Annotated in this window: 16 protein-coding genes and 1 tRNA gene; 7 read left to right on the top strand and 10 right to left on the bottom strand. The window is 58.6% G+C overall.

The features are described from left to right. The first annotated feature begins 92 nt into the window (after window positions 1-92). Together IAI51_RS20960 and IAI51_RS20955 are read left to right on the top strand one after the other, a co-directional pair. A complete protein-coding gene (locus IAI51_RS20960; protein WP_007911337.1) occupies window positions 93-563 on the top strand; it encodes an RNA methyltransferase in 471 nt (156 codons plus the stop codon). A gap of 81 nt (window positions 564-644) precedes the next feature. Next, a complete protein-coding gene (locus IAI51_RS20955) occupies window positions 645-1,022 on the top strand; it encodes a DUF2892 domain-containing protein (RefSeq protein WP_187680184.1) in 378 nt (125 codons plus the stop codon). A 113-nt stretch (window positions 1,023-1,135) separates the two neighbouring features. Here IAI51_RS20955 and IAI51_RS20950 read toward each other — a convergent pair whose 3' ends face one another. Both IAI51_RS20950 and IAI51_RS20945 read right to left on the bottom strand, forming a co-directional pair. Further along, the gene (locus IAI51_RS20950) at window positions 1,136-2,365 is read right to left on the bottom strand and encodes a hypothetical protein (protein ID WP_187680183.1); all 1,230 of its coding nucleotides are present in this window, start codon (window positions 2,363-2,365) and stop codon (window positions 1,136-1,138) included. A gap of 35 nt (window positions 2,366-2,400) precedes the next feature. Continuing rightward, complete coding sequence (locus IAI51_RS20945; RefSeq protein ID WP_122608869.1) at window positions 2,401-2,850, bottom strand: YcgN family cysteine cluster protein; 450 nt, start codon at window positions 2,848-2,850, stop codon at window positions 2,401-2,403. A gap of 165 nt (window positions 2,851-3,015) precedes the next feature. Between IAI51_RS20945 and IAI51_RS20940 the strand changes: the two genes are divergently transcribed. After that, window positions 3,016-3,609: a nitroreductase family protein gene (locus IAI51_RS20940; RefSeq protein WP_187680182.1), complete on the top strand. Its 594-nt coding sequence runs from the start codon at window positions 3,016-3,018 to the stop codon at window positions 3,607-3,609. A gap of 81 nt (window positions 3,610-3,690) precedes the next feature. Here IAI51_RS20940 and IAI51_RS20935 read toward each other — a convergent pair whose 3' ends face one another. The 4 genes from IAI51_RS20935 to IAI51_RS20920 form a co-directional block, all read right to left on the bottom strand. After that, window positions 3,691-4,623, bottom strand: a complete 933-nt coding sequence (locus IAI51_RS20935; protein ID WP_187680181.1) for a D-2-hydroxyacid dehydrogenase — start codon at window positions 4,621-4,623, stop codon at window positions 3,691-3,693. Window positions 4,624-4,728: 105 nt separating this feature from the next. Beyond that, window positions 4,729-5,022, bottom strand: a complete 294-nt coding sequence (locus tag IAI51_RS20930) for a YcgL domain-containing protein (protein ID WP_187680180.1) — start codon at window positions 5,020-5,022, stop codon at window positions 4,729-4,731. Then, entirely contained in the window at window positions 5,019-6,152 is a 1,134-nt protein-coding gene (gene rnd, locus IAI51_RS20925; protein WP_187680179.1) for a ribonuclease D, read from the bottom strand. Before rnd ends, IAI51_RS20930 begins: the two co-directional genes overlap by 4 nt. A gap of 163 nt (window positions 6,153-6,315) precedes the next feature. After that, on the bottom strand, window positions 6,316-7,965 hold the full coding sequence (locus tag IAI51_RS20920) for a phosphoethanolamine transferase (protein ID WP_187680178.1): 1,650 nt from the start codon (window positions 7,963-7,965) through the stop codon (window positions 6,316-6,318). 400 nt (window positions 7,966-8,365) lie between these two features. Between IAI51_RS20920 and IAI51_RS20915 the strand changes: the two genes are divergently transcribed. Together IAI51_RS20915 and IAI51_RS20910 are read left to right on the top strand one after the other, a co-directional pair. Continuing rightward, window positions 8,366-9,550, top strand: coding sequence for a cyanate transporter (locus IAI51_RS20915; RefSeq protein ID WP_187680177.1), 1,185 nt, complete (start codon window positions 8,366-8,368; stop codon window positions 9,548-9,550). Between the two features lie 197 nt (window positions 9,551-9,747). Beyond that, window positions 9,748-10,683, top strand: a complete 936-nt coding sequence (locus IAI51_RS20910; protein WP_187680176.1) for a LysR family transcriptional regulator — start codon at window positions 9,748-9,750, stop codon at window positions 10,681-10,683. A gap of 3 nt (window positions 10,684-10,686) precedes the next feature. On the opposite strand, the gene IAI51_RS20905 is transcribed toward IAI51_RS20910, so the two are convergent. Continuing rightward, entirely contained in the window at window positions 10,687-11,052 is a 366-nt protein-coding gene (locus IAI51_RS20905) for a 5-carboxymethyl-2-hydroxymuconate Delta-isomerase (RefSeq protein ID WP_187680175.1), read from the bottom strand. 53 nt (window positions 11,053-11,105) lie between these two features. After that, window positions 11,106-12,026 carry a LysR substrate-binding domain-containing protein gene (locus IAI51_RS20900; RefSeq protein WP_187680174.1) on the bottom strand — a complete coding sequence of 307 codons (921 nt, stop codon included), beginning with the start codon at window positions 12,024-12,026 and terminating at the stop codon, window positions 11,106-11,108. 212 nt (window positions 12,027-12,238) lie between these two features. Here IAI51_RS20900 and IAI51_RS20895 point away from each other — a divergent pair, with 212 nt between their 5' ends. Both IAI51_RS20895 and IAI51_RS20890 read left to right on the top strand, forming a co-directional pair. Further along, complete coding sequence (locus IAI51_RS20895; protein WP_187680173.1) at window positions 12,239-12,430, top strand: YegP family protein; 192 nt, start codon at window positions 12,239-12,241, stop codon at window positions 12,428-12,430. 151 nt (window positions 12,431-12,581) lie between these two features. Further along, window positions 12,582-12,788, top strand: coding sequence for a hypothetical protein (locus tag IAI51_RS20890; protein ID WP_187680172.1), 207 nt, complete (start codon window positions 12,582-12,584; stop codon window positions 12,786-12,788). A gap of 179 nt (window positions 12,789-12,967) precedes the next feature. Here IAI51_RS20890 and IAI51_RS20885 read toward each other — a convergent pair. Together IAI51_RS20885 and purC are read right to left on the bottom strand one after the other, a co-directional pair. Beyond that, window positions 12,968-13,057: transfer RNA gene (locus tag IAI51_RS20885), tRNA-Ser, on the bottom strand. Between the two features lie 84 nt (window positions 13,058-13,141). Beyond that, complete coding sequence (purC, locus tag IAI51_RS20880) at window positions 13,142-13,855, bottom strand: phosphoribosylaminoimidazolesuccinocarboxamide synthase (RefSeq protein ID WP_187680171.1); 714 nt, start codon at window positions 13,853-13,855, stop codon at window positions 13,142-13,144. Between the last annotated feature and the right edge of the window lie 28 nt (window positions 13,856-13,883).

Here is a 13,883-nt window from a genome sequence, read left to right as displayed (position 1 = left end):
GATCGTTCCCACGCTCTGCGTGGGAACGATCAGTGCCCGCCCTCCCCCAATCCCCGTATAATCGCGCTCTTTTTCCCGAAGGCACCCCGCTCGTGGCAGACAAACGTTACAGCTGCATTGGTTTGTACAACCCCAAATCACCGGAGAACGTCGGTTCGGTGATGCGCGCCGCAGGCTGTTACGGCGTGGCGTCGGTGTTCTACACCGGAAAGCGTTATGAACGCGCCGCCGATTTCGTTACCGACACCAAGCGCGTGCACTACGACATACCGCTGATCGGCATCGACGATCTGAAAAAGATCCTCCCGCTCAATTGCGTACCGGTCGCCGTGGAACTGGTCGAAGGCGCCCGCCCTCTGCCGGAATACACCCACCCTGATCGCGCCCTGTACATCTTCGGCCCGGAAGACGGCTCGCTGGATAAAGAGATCCGCGACTGGTGCGAAGACGTCGTGTACATCCCGACCACCGGTTGCATGAACCTCGCCGCCACCGTCAATGTCGTGCTCTACGACCGCATGGCCAAGGGCCTGAATACTCGCTCCGGACCGAAATTCCGCTGAAGCGTCGCACATCCGATGGAACAAGCTGACCGCTCCGGCAGTCAGCTTGTTTATCCATTACTCATTACCTGGAGAAAGATCATGACCGAGCTCAAACGCGTCGAGCGTATCGAATCCACCCCGTTCCAGACTCGTACCGAGCAGAACGTCGAAGGCTGGGAGCGCATCGGCTCGCTGGCCGGTGGCGTGATCATGGTCGGCAAGGGCCTACGCCGTGGCGGGGTGTTCGGTCTGATTCAGGTGGCGATTGGCGGTGTGGCCATGGCTCGCGGGATCACCGGGCACAGTTCGGTAAAAAGCCTGTTTGAGAAAAGCCGTCAGGACATGAATAACGTGCGGGCCAAAATCGAGCGGGCCGGAGAAGAGCTGAGCAAGCTCAAAGCCAATGCCGAGGCGGCGACCAGCACGGCGACGGTGACTGGTAATGATTCGGTGAAATCGCCGAAAGCCGGGGTTTGATCTTGAATTTGTTGTAAGGCCTGTGGCCTCTTCGCGAGCAGGCTCGCTCCCACATTTAATCTGTGTCGAACACAAAACCAGTGTGGGAGCGAGCCTGCTCGCGAATGGGGATATTACTGAAGCAACGCGGTATCAAGCACTTTCGAGGACTCGCCCAGAACGCTTTCGGCCAGTTGCACAAACTCCTTGGTGCTCACCGTCCCCAGATGCATCGCCCCGCGCAACACATCATCCAGCGAACGCTTGTTGCGCGTCTTCAGGCGAATCTCGCCATCCAGCTCCTGCAACACAATTACCGCTTTTGAGATTTGCCCCGGGCTGACCTGCTCGCCGCGCAGCGTTGTGACCTTCGCGCCATCCTTGGCGAGTTTCGCCTGCAAACTCTGATAACGCTCGTCACTCATGCCGCCAGCCCGGCGCACCAGTTCGATCGCGTAATACTCGGCAAAACCCTCACTGATCCAGTCACTGCGCTGCTCGTCATTGATCCGCCCGAACACCTGCGCCAACTCGCGCACCAGCGCACTGCTGCCGCTTTCGCTGACCAGCGGCAACCGCGTGTTGAGGTAAATCGATTCGTGCGCGCCGAGGCTGCCGCGCCACATCGGGTCGTTGGCGCCGACGATCAACAGTTTCGTGGGATGCCGTGGATACAGCGCCTGCACTTGCGGCCAGACAAACGTCAGCAAGGTCAGCACATCCATCCGGCGCATGCCCTGCCCCTGCGGCGAGGCCACGGTGACTTCGGTTTCGCCCAGACGCGTGCGGCGGCTGCCCAAGTGCCCGGCGAGCATCCACCCGGTCGGGCGGTCGAACAGACGCGAGGGGTTGTCGATGCGGAATTTGTTTTTGCCGACGCGCGGCCAAGCGGTTTCGATGCTTTTCCAGCCGTCAGGCAATTCGAATTGCAGGCGCGAGACCAGTTCGGTGCCGTCCTGCTGATCAAGTTTGGCCGGCGGCACCAGTTCGTCGCCGCGCATCAAAGCCCAAGTCGGGGTCATGCGCGTGTCGAAGCTGCCGTTCTTGCGGCCGTGGCTGATGCGCACGCGGTAGGTCAGGCTGGACTTGTCGCTGGCCGGACGCCAGACGCCGCGTGCCTGCTTGCCCGGTGTCAGCAGCCATTGGCCGTCGGCCTTGAAGTCGCTGTAGTGACTGCCGTCGCCGAGGTCGAAATCCAGGCTGCGTACGGCTTCGCCTTTGGCCAGGGTCAGGCGCACTTCGGTCTGATCGCTCTGCGGCAACAGGCGCACGTGATAATCCAGATCGACTTTCTTCGCCGCCCACACAGGGGCGCTCAGCGCCAGCAGCCCGGCGATCAACCCCCGCCGCAATCCCACAGCCATACACACTCCTTGTTGAAACTGGAATCGGTGGGCGTCTAGCCAGCCCGGAAAATCAGGTGATCTTCCCAGTCATCCTCCGGCACGCTGCCTTCGGCGAGCATGCGCCCGGACTGGGAAATACGCTCGTGGTGCACTGCATCGCGGTCGCCGCAGACCAAGTGGTGCCACAGCGGCAGATCCTTGCCTTCGCTGACCAGTCGATAACCGCAGGTTGGTGGCAACCATTTGAATTCTTCAGCCTGGCCCGGGGTGAGCTGGATGCAGTCCGGGACAAACTTGAGGCGATTCGGGTAATCGCTGCACTGGCAGGTCTTAAGGTCCAGCAGTTTGCAGGCAATGCGCGTGTAATAGACGCTGTTGTCTTCTTCATCTTCGAGCTTTTGCAGGCAGCACAGACCGCAGCCGTCGCACAGCGATTCCCACTCCTCGTGATCCAGTTGATCGAGGGTTTTGCGTATCCAGAACGGTTCGACTTTGGCGGCCATGGCTCAAGCATCAACATCAGGTGGTGAAAAGGCCGCCAGTCTAGTGCCCAAGGCCTTGCGGGCCAAGCGCTGGCGACTGTCGGTAAATCGTGCTTGTCAGCCCAATCGCCGCCAAGTAGGGTTTTGCCACGGTTTTATTACTCAAACGTAGCAAGGAATCTCTTGATGAGTGCCAACCCTCGCGTCGCCGATTACGCCATTCACCCGCAGTTCACTGATCGCTGGTCACCCCGCGCCTTCACCGGCGAAGCGATCCCGGAAGAAACCCTGCTGAGCTTCTTCGAAGCCGCGCGCTGGGCACCATCGGCCTACAACTCGCAGCCGTGGCGTTTTCTCTACGCGCGTCGCGATACGCCGAACTGGGAGCGTTATCTGGGCCTGCTGAACGAGTTCAACCGCGGCTGGGCGCAACACGCTTCGGCGCTGGTGATCGTGATCTCGAAAACCACTTTCGCCGTGCCGGGCGCCACTGAAGAGACGCCGGCGCTGTGGAGCACGTTCGACACCGGTTCGGCATGGGGCCATCTGGCGCTGCAAGCGAGCATCAGCGGCTGGCACACCCATGGCATGGCAGGTTTCGATCAGGAACTGACGCGCAAAGAGCTGAACATTCCGCAAGGTTATGCCCTGCATGCCGCCGTTGCGGTGGGCAAGTTGGGTGACAAATCGACCTTGGCCGAGTACCTGCAAGCACGCGAAGAACCAAGCCCGCGTCGCCCGCTGAGCGAATTGGCGGCTGAAGGCGACTTCACCCTCTAAAAGCAAAAGATCGCAGCCTTCGGCAGCTCCTACATTGATCTTTGTAGGAGCTGCCGAAGGCTGCGATCTTTTCATAACAACTCAATACCCGCGGTTGAAATCCACTTCCCCACGCAACGGTTCGCCCGCCTGATACGCCTTCAGGTTCTCGACAAACAACTGCACCATCAACGCCGGTGAAGTCGGTGCCGAGCTGTGACCGGTCAGCAGCAGGCCCCACGCCGTCCAGAACGGATGACGCTGCGGCAACGGTTCCTGACGGCAAACGTCGATCACCGCACCCGCCAGATGCCCTTCCTTGAGGGCCTCTACCAGATCGGCATCAACCACCGCTACACCACGCCCGACGTTGATGAACAACCCGGTCGGCTTGAATTGTTTGAACAGCGCTGCGTCGTAAACATCATGGGTATGCGCCGTGTTCGGCAGCAGATTGACCACGTAGTCCACTTCGCCCACCAGCCGTGGCAGATCGGCCATCGACCCGACTTCAACAAACGGTGCCTGCTCCCGTGCACTGCTGGCGATGCCGTACAGTTCGACGCCGAACGGCAACAGAAACTGCGCCACGCTCAGGCCAATATCACCGGTGCCGACAATCAGCACCTTGCGCCCGACCAGGCTCTTGCCGGTGCGGTTGTCCCACTTGCGCTCGACCTGGCTGACCAGTCGCGCCAGCACTTCGCGTTCGTGGCCGAGCATGTAAGTCAGCACGTATTCGGCCATCACCTGGCCAAAAATCCCCACCGCGCGGGTCAAGCGGTAATCCCGGCGCAGGCCGTCGGCGAGCAGCGGCGTGATGCCGGCCCAGGTCGACTGCAGCCATTGCGGTTGATGGCCCTGCCGCAACAGGGTCGCGAGCAGATCCGGTTGCCCCAGCCACACCGGGCAATCGGCGGCCTTGCGGGCCAGTTCAGCGGAGTCGCCGCTGGTCAGCACTTCGAGTTCCGGCGCTGCCTGTTGCAGCAGCCGGGCGTATATCGCGTGGTCGTGTTCAGCAATCAGAACGCGCATCTTCAAACCTTTCGCAAACCGTGCAGACGGCCACCGGATTCAGGGCGGCCATCGCGGTAAAAACAGTTCCAGAGTTAACAAAGGCCCAGAACAGGGCCTTGCAGATCACATCGGGTCGTTGCGTCGCAGCAACTCTTCGGGCAAGTGTTCGATGTACTCGTCCTCGGCAGGCGGCATTTGCAGGTGATAACCCTGTTTGTCGAGGTTTTCCAGGACAACGACGATGTCCTCGCTGGCTAATTTGCGCTCGGGAGTCAACACCAGGCTAAAGGCAAAAATGGCTTTGCCGAAGGCCGCCATCAACGCCTCGGGCACACGTTCCAACTCATCGCTCTTGAGCACGTAAAGGTACATGCCGCTGCGCTTCGAGCTTTGATAAATAGAGCAAATACGTTTCAAGGCTGTTCTCCGGCGGTGGCCAGGCTGTCGAGCAGCTTCTGACCCATGAGTTCGCGGCGCCAGCCACGCAGCGACTCAGGCAATTGGTAAGGACCCTCGGGGAAGCCGCTTTTGACCAGCGCTTCGAGGGTTTTCTTGCGCAGCATCAGTTCTGGCGCGATGCCCAGGCGCTCGGCCTCGGCCTGCCCCAGGGCGCGCAGTTGCTTGATCAGTGCAGCCGCTTCGATCGGCAACGGCTCTGGCACAGCGGGCGGCCATTGATCAGGCCCCACACTGCCAGAGCGCTTGATCAGATCAAGCAGAAATTCACCGTCCTGACGCACGGTACGCGGGTGCATGTCTTCGATCTTGCCCAGCGCACTGAGGGAGTCCGGTTGTGTACGGGCCAGCGGCCACAGCGAGTGCTCACGGACGATACGGTTGCGCGGCAGGTCGCGGGCGCGGGCTTCGCGCTCGCGCCAGGCGCACAACTCGCGCAGCACGGCCAGTTGCGCACGGGACAGTTTCCACGCCAGTTTGGCCTCGCGATAAACCTCGTACGGATCGGTTTCCCGACGCAGGTTGGCGACCAGTTCGGCGCCGTCCTCCAGCACCCAGGCAAATTTGTCGTCAGACAGTTTCGGCCGCAGTTGTACGAAAACCTCTGCCAGATGCACGGCATCTTCGGCGGCGTAGCTGATTTGGGTGTCGGACAAAGGACGCTGCAACCAGTCAGAGCGGGTTTCGCCCTTCGGCAGTTCGATGCCGAGTACGGCCTGCACCAGTCGCGAATAACCCATCGAGAACCCGAGGTTCAGATAAGCGGCGCCCAGTTGGGTGTCGAACATCGGTGCCGGCAAGCTGCCGGTCAGGCGCAACAGGACTTCGAGATCTTCGCTGCACGCGTGCAAGACCTTGAGCACCGCCGGGTTTTCCAGCAATGCGGCCAGCGGTTGCCAGGCATTGATGGTCAGCGGATCAATCAAATAGGCGCGTTTGCCGTCGCCAACCTGCAACAGACCGGCAATCGGGTAGAAGGTGTCGACCCGCATGAATTCGGTGTCGAGGGCCACGAAAGGCAGCTGCTGCCACTCGGCGCAAAATTGCGCGAGGCTTTCGTTGTCGCGAATCCAGTGAATATCGATGGCCACACGGCTCTCCCTTGAAGAATGGCGCGCAGTATATATCGCCACTGGCGATTTACGCGCCTGCGAAGGGCAAGAGCTGTAACGAAATGTCCTGCCAGAGAGCAAGAATAGTCTGACAGAGGAAACAGACAGGCCCGTCGTGTCAGGACGACAGGCCCGAAGCGGTTCAGTCCTTCGCCAAGACGCCGTCGATCACTGCACCACGGCAACCGGCGAACATATCCAGACCCGGCTGATACACCTTACTGCGCACTTCCAGCAGGCCAAGCATCGAATGGAACAGGTTGTCCTGGCTCAGCGGTTTGTCGCGGCTCATTTGCAGACAATGGGTGTCAACCGAATAGGCTTTCTGATAGTTGTCGGAGAACCACGCCAGCATCGCGACATGTTTCTGTTGCTCCGGCGCCAGCATGTAAGGCGTGCCGTGCAGGAACAGGTTGTACTCGCCCAGCGACTCGCCGTGATCGGACAGGTACAACATCGCGGTATCAACTTTGTCCTGATTGTTACGCAACACATCAATCAGGCTCGACAGCACATGGTCGGTGTAGACCAGCGTATTGTCGTAACCGTTGACGATACTTTCGCGGCTGCAATTGTTCAGTGCATTGCTTTCACAGACAGGCGTGAAGTGCTCGTACTCCTTTGGATAACGCTTGAAGTACTCCGGTCCGTGGCTGCCCATCTGGTGCAGGACCAACACGGTGTCCTTGTCCAGATGATCGATAAAGCTTTGCAGACCTTGCAGCAGGATTTCGTCGCGGCATTCACTGTTGGCGCACAGCGTCGGGTCTTTCAAATTGCTGACATCCTGCAAGGTGACACGATCACAAGTGCCCTTGCAGCCGGACTGGTTATCGCGCCAGATCACGTCGATGCCAGCACGTTTGAGCACATCAAGCAGGCCTTCTTCGTTCTTGGCTTTACTGGCGTCGTAATCCTTGCGGCCCATGTTGGAGAACATGCACGGCACCGAGACGGCCGTTTCAGTGCCGCATGAATGCACGTCGGTGAAGGCGATCAGACCCGCTTCCTGGTTCAACTTCGGCGTGGTGTTTCGGTCGTAGCCGAGAATGCCGAAGTTCTCGGCACGGGCACTTTCACCCACCACCAGCACGGTCAGGGATTTGCGCGGCTGAAGATGCAGATCCGGGTTGCGCTGCGCGTCTTCGCCAATCTTGACGAAGGGTTGCTGCGCCGAGACAACCTGCTCACGCAGGTAACCGGCCGAGGCGCCAATGTAGTTGCTCGGCACCAGCATCAAACGCAATTCATGGTGATTGCGAAACAGCGAAGACAGGCCTTGATAGTTGGCCAGCGCCACCCCACCGATGACCGCAACCGACGCCACGCTGACGATAACTTTGCTGAACAACTCATGATGCCAGCGACGATAGCTGACCGGCACTTTCCATAACAACCAGGACGGTAAAACTCCGAGCAGGAATATATAAGCGAACAACTTGAACGACAGCAGATCACGCACTTCCGTAACATTGGTTTCAGCAAAGTTACGCAACATACCCGCATCAATCATCACGCCATATTGGCTCATGAAATAAGCCACACCGGCGCTGATCAAAAACATCAACGTCAGTACCGGTTTAAGCAGCGGGCGGAAGGCCAGAAACGTCAGCACGATGTTGAACGCCGCGAAGATCATCACCCCGAAAGCCACGCGCATGGCGATGCCCTTGCCGTCTGCGGCGGTGATCTCGAAGAGGTGCTGCCAGAGCACAAAGTTGAAGCCGAGCAAAAGAAAGGCGCTGGCAATCAACGTCACCCATTCCGGGCGCACGGCTTTTAACTTCAACATAGAGGTTGGCAATTCCTGAAAAGAAGAGCTGTGGCTAACTGTGAAAAATTCATTAACCAGGGCATGACAAACTTTAGGCGCGCAACCATCAATTTTTTGTGAAAAAGACGCCAACAATTAGTTAGCCCTGGGCATTACATCCAAACTTGTGAAGTATTTGAGAATGATTCAGTTCTCGTTCAGAAAAACAGCACGGCTTTACCTGTGGGAGTGAGCCTGCTCGCGATTGCGGTGTGACAGCCACTACTGCATAGACAGGCAGCCCGCTTTCGCGAGCAGGCTCACGCCTACAAGTGATCGGGTGATATCGAGTTTTCAAATACTGCTGCGGATTTTCTGGTTTGCCCGAGTCAGGCAGTGACGCGCCTAATCCTCAATCCCCAGCATCAAAGGTCTGACGATGGAAAACGCCCGCACCACTTCCCGCCCCGCTACTTGGCTAATGCTTTCAATCATTCTAGTCGCGCTCAATCTGCGCCCGTCGATGGCGGCCATCGGGCCGCTGCTGTCGGCAATTCGCGGCGACATTGCGTTGAGCTTCAGCGTCGCTTCGTTGCTGACCATGCTGCCAGTGATGGCCATGGGTCTGGCGATGTTCTTCGGCATCGGCATCAGCCAACGACTGGGTGAACAGCGCACGGTGTTGCTGTCGCTGCTGATCATTGCATTGGCGACACTGTCGCGGCTGTTTGTCGATTCGGCGGCAGAGTTGATTGTCAGCGCCGTGCTGGCGGGGATTGGCATTGCCTTGATTCAGGCGTTGATGCCTGCGCTGATCAAGTCGCACTTCCCCAATAATGTAGCGCTGTGCATGGGCTTGTACGTGACGTCGATCATGGGCGGCGCGGCGCTTGCGGCCTCGTTCGCCCCACAGGTGATGGTGCAAACCGGTAGCTGGCGCCTCGGCTTAGCCATTTGGGCAGCACTGGCGCTGCTGGCGTTGGTGTTCTGGTGGTTGCAACGTTGGCAATTGCCAAACGCCATGACCGGTGTGGCGAAGAAAGAATCATTTTTCGCTAATTCCCGCGCCTGGTTACTCGCAATCTTCTTCGGTCTGGGGACAGCGTCCTACACCTGTGTGCTCGCCTGGCTGGCGCCGTACTACGTTGAAAAAGGCTGGAGCGAACAAAGCGCCGGTCTGTTGTTGGGTTTTCTGACAGCCATGGAGGTAATTTCCGGACTGATAGTGCCGGCCATCGCCAACCGTAGCCGAGACCGGCGCGTGGTGCTGATGGCGCTGCTCGGCCTGATCATCACCGGTTTCTGTGGCCTGACCCTCAGCCCCCAACACCTCAGTCTGCTGTGGCCCTGCTTGCTGGGCCTGGGCATCGGCGGGTTATTCCCGATGAGCCTGATCGTCTCGCTCGACCACCTAGACAATCCTCAGCGCGCCGGGCACCTGACTGCATTCGTGCAGGGCATTGGGTATCTGATTGCCGGTCTCTCGCCGCTACTCGCCGGGATGGCTCGCGATCAACTGGGCAGCTTCGAATGGGCTTGGTGGGCACTGACTGCAGTGATGGTGGCCATGCTCCTGATGGTGTTGCGCTTCGATCCCCGGCAGTACGCGCGGCATATTCAATGATTGCAGAGGCGCGCGAGCTAGAGGCCTCTGGCCATCTTTGCGCACATTGATCAATGACGTCGTGTTCCTAAAACTTTCTGTCCCACATGTATCCGTGAAATGTCCTACAGGGCGTTCTCCTGGCACCATCGTTCCGTTAGGATCATTCGCACACGTTTGCGCGGATTCAGCGCAAGGAGCACAGCGAGACAGAACGGATGCTGAACAGTAACTTGCTTCGAAAGCTCGACATGCAGGATCTCATGGTGTTTATCGCCGTGTATGAGCAGAGCAGCGTCACCGATGTTTCGGAAACGCTGTTTGTCAGCCAGTCCACCGTCAGTTACTGCCTGAAAAAACTGCGCACCAGTTTCGAAGACGAACTGTTCATCAACACCCGCACCGGCATGCGCCCGACCTACAAGGCCAGCAGCATGTACGGCCATGTGCAGAAAATTCTCGAAAGCATCAACCTGTGCCACGCCGGCGCCCCGGTGTTTGATCCGACCCGACAAGCCGTCACATTCAACATCTGCGCCCCGGAATACTTCGAGCAACTGATCCTGCCGCGTCTGTTGAAGCGCTTCGACTTCGATGACTTGCCGGTGGTAGTCAACATGCATAAGTTCGAAACCGACGTGCCGGCCGATGAGTTACGCGACGGCAGCCTCGACCTGGTGATCAGTTTCGGCCCCAATTTTCACCGCAACCACACTGACCTGAAGTCCCAGATGCTGCTGGAAGATGATCTGGTCTGCGTCTTCGACAAGCGCGCCACGCCACTGGAACCACGCCTGAGCCTGCAAGCTTTCACCGAGCGTCGGCATGTGTTTCCGACTCCGTGGACCTCCACCACCAACATGGTTGATGGCTGGCTGGCACGGCAGGCGCAGAAGCGTCAGATCGTGGCGCGATCGAACAGCTACAGCGCTGCGTTGAAGATGATCACCGGCACCGACTTCATCCTCACCCTACCCCGGCGCATTCAGCGTTTACTGACCAGCGAAGCGGTGTTTAATCACTGTGAGGCGCCTAATGGCTTGCCGGGGTTCACCCTCGACATGCAATGGAGCCAGAGCGTCGATCAGGACAGCGCCAACGTCTGGCTGCGCGAGCAGGTGATCAAGGTGTGCAGCGAACTGGAAGCGGCCTGAGTCTTACACGCCAATGGCGGTTTTGCTGTAGGACTCACGGTCGATATCCAGCAGTTCCACACACAACTGCACCTCGACGCCGGCGGGCCATTCGCAAAGATCCTGCAACACCGCCAGCAGGCTTTGCGAAAGCTGCTTCTTTATCCCCGGCGAACGGCCACTGAGCAGTGCCAGCTTCACATGCACGAAAGCGCGCTCGCCCATGGCGGTGCCCACTTTGAAGGTTTCCACCTTGACTGCGCGGCTCTTGATATCGAACTCTGCCGCGAACTGACCGGACCCCACCAACGTGTTGTTGAGCCGGATCAACGCGACGTCGGCGTTCAACTGCGGCAGGTTGGCGGTGTATTCCATGTGCAGGTGTGGCATTGGGATGCTCCAGTCAGTCGGCAGAATGGGCGTACATATAACACAGCGCCGGCTCAGGGCGGTGTGATCGGCCGCTCGCTCATGAACGCTTCAAGCCGTGAGCGCAACCAGCGCTCGGCCGGGTCGCTGTCGACGTGGCTGAGCCAGACCATCGACAGATCCAGCGTCGGCGTCTTGAATGGGAACGGCTCCTTGAACAGCAATCCGGAGGTAGCCATGGCTGCGGCGGTGTAGTCCGGCAGGCTGGCGATCAGGTCCGTGCCGGCCAGCAATGCCGGCAATGCGCTGTATTGCGGCACCGACAGCACGACCTGACGGGTACGTCCCAGCTCTGCCAGCCACTCGTCGGCGAAACCGCTGACGTTGGCCGTGTGGGACACCAGCACGTGCGGGCGTGCGCAATATTCATCAAGGGTCAGCGGTGTAGCGGAGGCGTCGGCACGCAGGATGCTTGGCTGGATGTGCCGCAGCAGTTTGCGCTTGGCATTGGCCGGCAGACCGCGGGTCTGGCTGATACCGACGGTGATGTCGCCGGCGGCCAGCAGATCGGGAATCCGCCAGTAGTCGACGTGTTGCACGACAAACACCACATTCGGCGCTTCCTGGCGCAGTGCACGCAACAGCGGCGGCAGCAGGCCGAACTCGACATCATCGGACAGACCGATGCGGAAAGTCATGGTGCTGATCGCCGGATCGAAATCGCGGGTCAGGCTCAGCGCCACCGACAACGAATCCAGCGCAGGCTTGAGGTGGCGGAAAATATCTTCGGCGCGGGCCGTTGGCTCCATGCGGTGGCCGACGCGGATAAACAACGGATCGTTGAGCATCGTGCGTAGACGGTTGAGCGCCGAGCTGATGGTCGGCTGGCCGAGAAACAGCTTCTCTGCCGCCCGGGTCACGTTGCGTTCGAGCATCAAGGTCTCGAACACCACCATCAGGTTGATATCGGCCTTGCGTAGTTCATTGCGGTTCATCCATTGCCCCCATCCCCAGACTGCCCGCAGTGTAGAAAGTCTACTGGGCTGCCGTCCATCAACATGCGCAGCAGGAGAGGTTTAGATGAACACAGAAACATCCGCGAACGATTGGAAACAAATGTCCGATAGCCAAAATAACCGCCTGCGCTAGGCTTGCGTCGATGCGCCACACAGGTTGTCGCACGATTAAATCGCATGGAGCGAACTGAATGTATTTCGAGATTTACAGGCAATCCAGAGGCACCCCAAGCACCGGCAAAGGCCAATGGCGCTGGAGGCTGCGCGCAGGCAATCACGAGACCATCGCCAGTGGCGAGTCGTACGTGAACAAGGCGGATTGTTTACACGTGATCGAGTTGATCAAGGGTGCTACGGGGGAGACGCCGGTTAGGGAGATTTGACCACGAGAGTGAAAGCGCGACTGTGTCCTACAGCACTTTCCTTTTTTAGTCGAATGACTGGCACGCCTGCTTTCCACCTCTACGCTCACCGGCGTAAGGGGCAATCCGGCCCTGTTTCATTCCATCACTCGAAATCAAAAGGAGCCGCACAATGGCTAGAGACAAAGCGAAAGACGACAAGCACTTCAACTGCACGCAAGCACATGAAGCCGATTACGTCGCCAGCCTCTATCCGCACGCCAAGGACGAAGTCAAAACCTTCCTCGCCTCGGCGTGCAAGGACAATTCGCTGCGTAACTCAACGCACAAGGAAGTTTATGAGCTGATCAAGCGCAAGCTGGGACACTCACAGCCTTAAGTGGTTGATTGCGGGATTTTCCAGGTTCTGCAGAAGTGGAAAGCCCCACAAGTTTGAATTTGTGGGGCTTTTTTTGTGGTCGATGCGACCGAAAGGAAAATAGCGGTTGGTCGACCTGCACTTCGCCCAGAAACAAAAAAGCCCCGTAGCTTCTCAGCTACGGGGCTTTTTCTATGTAATGGCGGAGAGATAGGGATTCGAACCCTAGGTACCGGTGAAGGTACAACGGATTTCGAATCCGTCCCATTCGGCCACTCTGGCATCTCTCCAACGGCGCGCATCATAACAACACTTTTGCCGAAAGCGAACCCCCTTTCGCAAATTTTTTCCGTGCTATCAGATGCTTGCGTCGATTAAAGCGGTACGCCCAGACGATTGGCAACTTCTTCGTAGGCTTCGATAACGTCACCGAGGCCCTGGCGGAAGCGGTCTTTGTCCATCTTCTTCTTGGTGTCCTTGTCCCACAGACGGCAGCCGTCCGGGCTGAACTCGTCGCCCAGGACGATGGAGCCGTCGCTGAACACGCCGAATTCAAGCTTGAAGTCGACCAGCAGCAGGCCTGCGTCGTCGAACAGCTTGGTCAGCACTTCGTTGACCTTGAGCGACAGTTCTTTCATGCGAACCAACTGCTCGGCGGTGCCCCAGCCGAATGCCACGACGTGGGATTCGTTGATGAACGGGTCGCCCTTGGCGTCGTCCTTCAGGAACAACTCGAAGGTGTACGGGTTGAGCTTCAGGCCTTCTTCGACGCCCAGGCGTTTTACCAGGCTGCCAGCGGCGTAGTTACGCACGACGCACTCGACCGGGATCATGTCGAGCTTCTTCACCAGGCACTCGTTGTCGCCCAGCAGCTTGTCGAATTGGGTCGGAATGCCGGCCGCTTCGAGTTTCTGCATGATGAAGGCGTTGAACTTGTTGTTCACCATGCCTTTGCGGTCGAGCTGCTCGATGCGCTTGCCGTCGAACGCCGAGGTGTCGTTGCGAAACAGCAGAATCAAACGGTCAGCGTCGTCGGTCTTGTAAACCGATTTGGCTTTGCCGCGGTAGAGTTCTTCACGTTTTTCCATGATGGGCTCCGCTTGCTAAGTAGGTGGG

The sequence above is a fragment of the Pseudomonas sp. N40(2020) genome (genome assembly GCF_014472415.1).
In the GTDB taxonomy this organism is placed as follows: Bacteria; Pseudomonadota; Gammaproteobacteria; order Pseudomonadales; family Pseudomonadaceae; genus Aquipseudomonas.
The sequence above is the reverse complement of the archived record's forward strand: the minus strand, read 5'-3'. Positions and strand labels throughout refer to the sequence as shown.

Bases quoted from the DNA above. Each gene is read 5' to 3' on its own strand.
- IAI51_RS20910 (WP_187680176.1), top strand. From the start codon at position 9,748: ATGCTGAACAGTAACTTGCTTCGAAAGCTCGACATGCAGGATCTCATG.
- purC (WP_187680171.1), bottom strand. From the start codon at position 13,855: ATGGAAAAACGTGAAGAACTCTACCGCGGCAAAGCCAAATCGGTTTAC.
- IAI51_RS20920 (WP_187680178.1), bottom strand. From the start codon at position 7,965: ATGTTGAAGTTAAAAGCCGTGCGCCCGGAATGGGTGACGTTGATTGCC.
- IAI51_RS20955 (WP_187680184.1), top strand. From the start codon at position 645: ATGACCGAGCTCAAACGCGTCGAGCGTATCGAATCCACCCCGTTCCAG.
- IAI51_RS20940 (WP_187680182.1), top strand. From the start codon at position 3,016: ATGAGTGCCAACCCTCGCGTCGCCGATTACGCCATTCACCCGCAGTTC.
- IAI51_RS20915 (WP_187680177.1), top strand. From the start codon at position 8,366: ATGGAAAACGCCCGCACCACTTCCCGCCCCGCTACTTGGCTAATGCTT.
- IAI51_RS20945 (WP_122608869.1), bottom strand. From the start codon at position 2,850: ATGGCCGCCAAAGTCGAACCGTTCTGGATACGCAAAACCCTCGATCAA.
- IAI51_RS20935 (WP_187680181.1), bottom strand. From the start codon at position 4,623: ATGCGCGTTCTGATTGCTGAACACGACCACGCGATATACGCCCGGCTG.
- IAI51_RS20905 (WP_187680175.1), bottom strand. From the start codon at position 11,052: ATGCCACACCTGCACATGGAATACACCGCCAACCTGCCGCAGTTGAAC.
- IAI51_RS20900 (WP_187680174.1), bottom strand. From the start codon at position 12,026: ATGAACCGCAATGAACTACGCAAGGCCGATATCAACCTGATGGTGGTG.
- IAI51_RS20950 (WP_187680183.1), bottom strand. From the start codon at position 2,365: ATGGCTGTGGGATTGCGGCGGGGGTTGATCGCCGGGCTGCTGGCGCTG.
- IAI51_RS20890 (WP_187680172.1), top strand. From the start codon at position 12,582: ATGGCTAGAGACAAAGCGAAAGACGACAAGCACTTCAACTGCACGCAA.
- IAI51_RS20895 (WP_187680173.1), top strand. From the start codon at position 12,239: ATGTATTTCGAGATTTACAGGCAATCCAGAGGCACCCCAAGCACCGGC.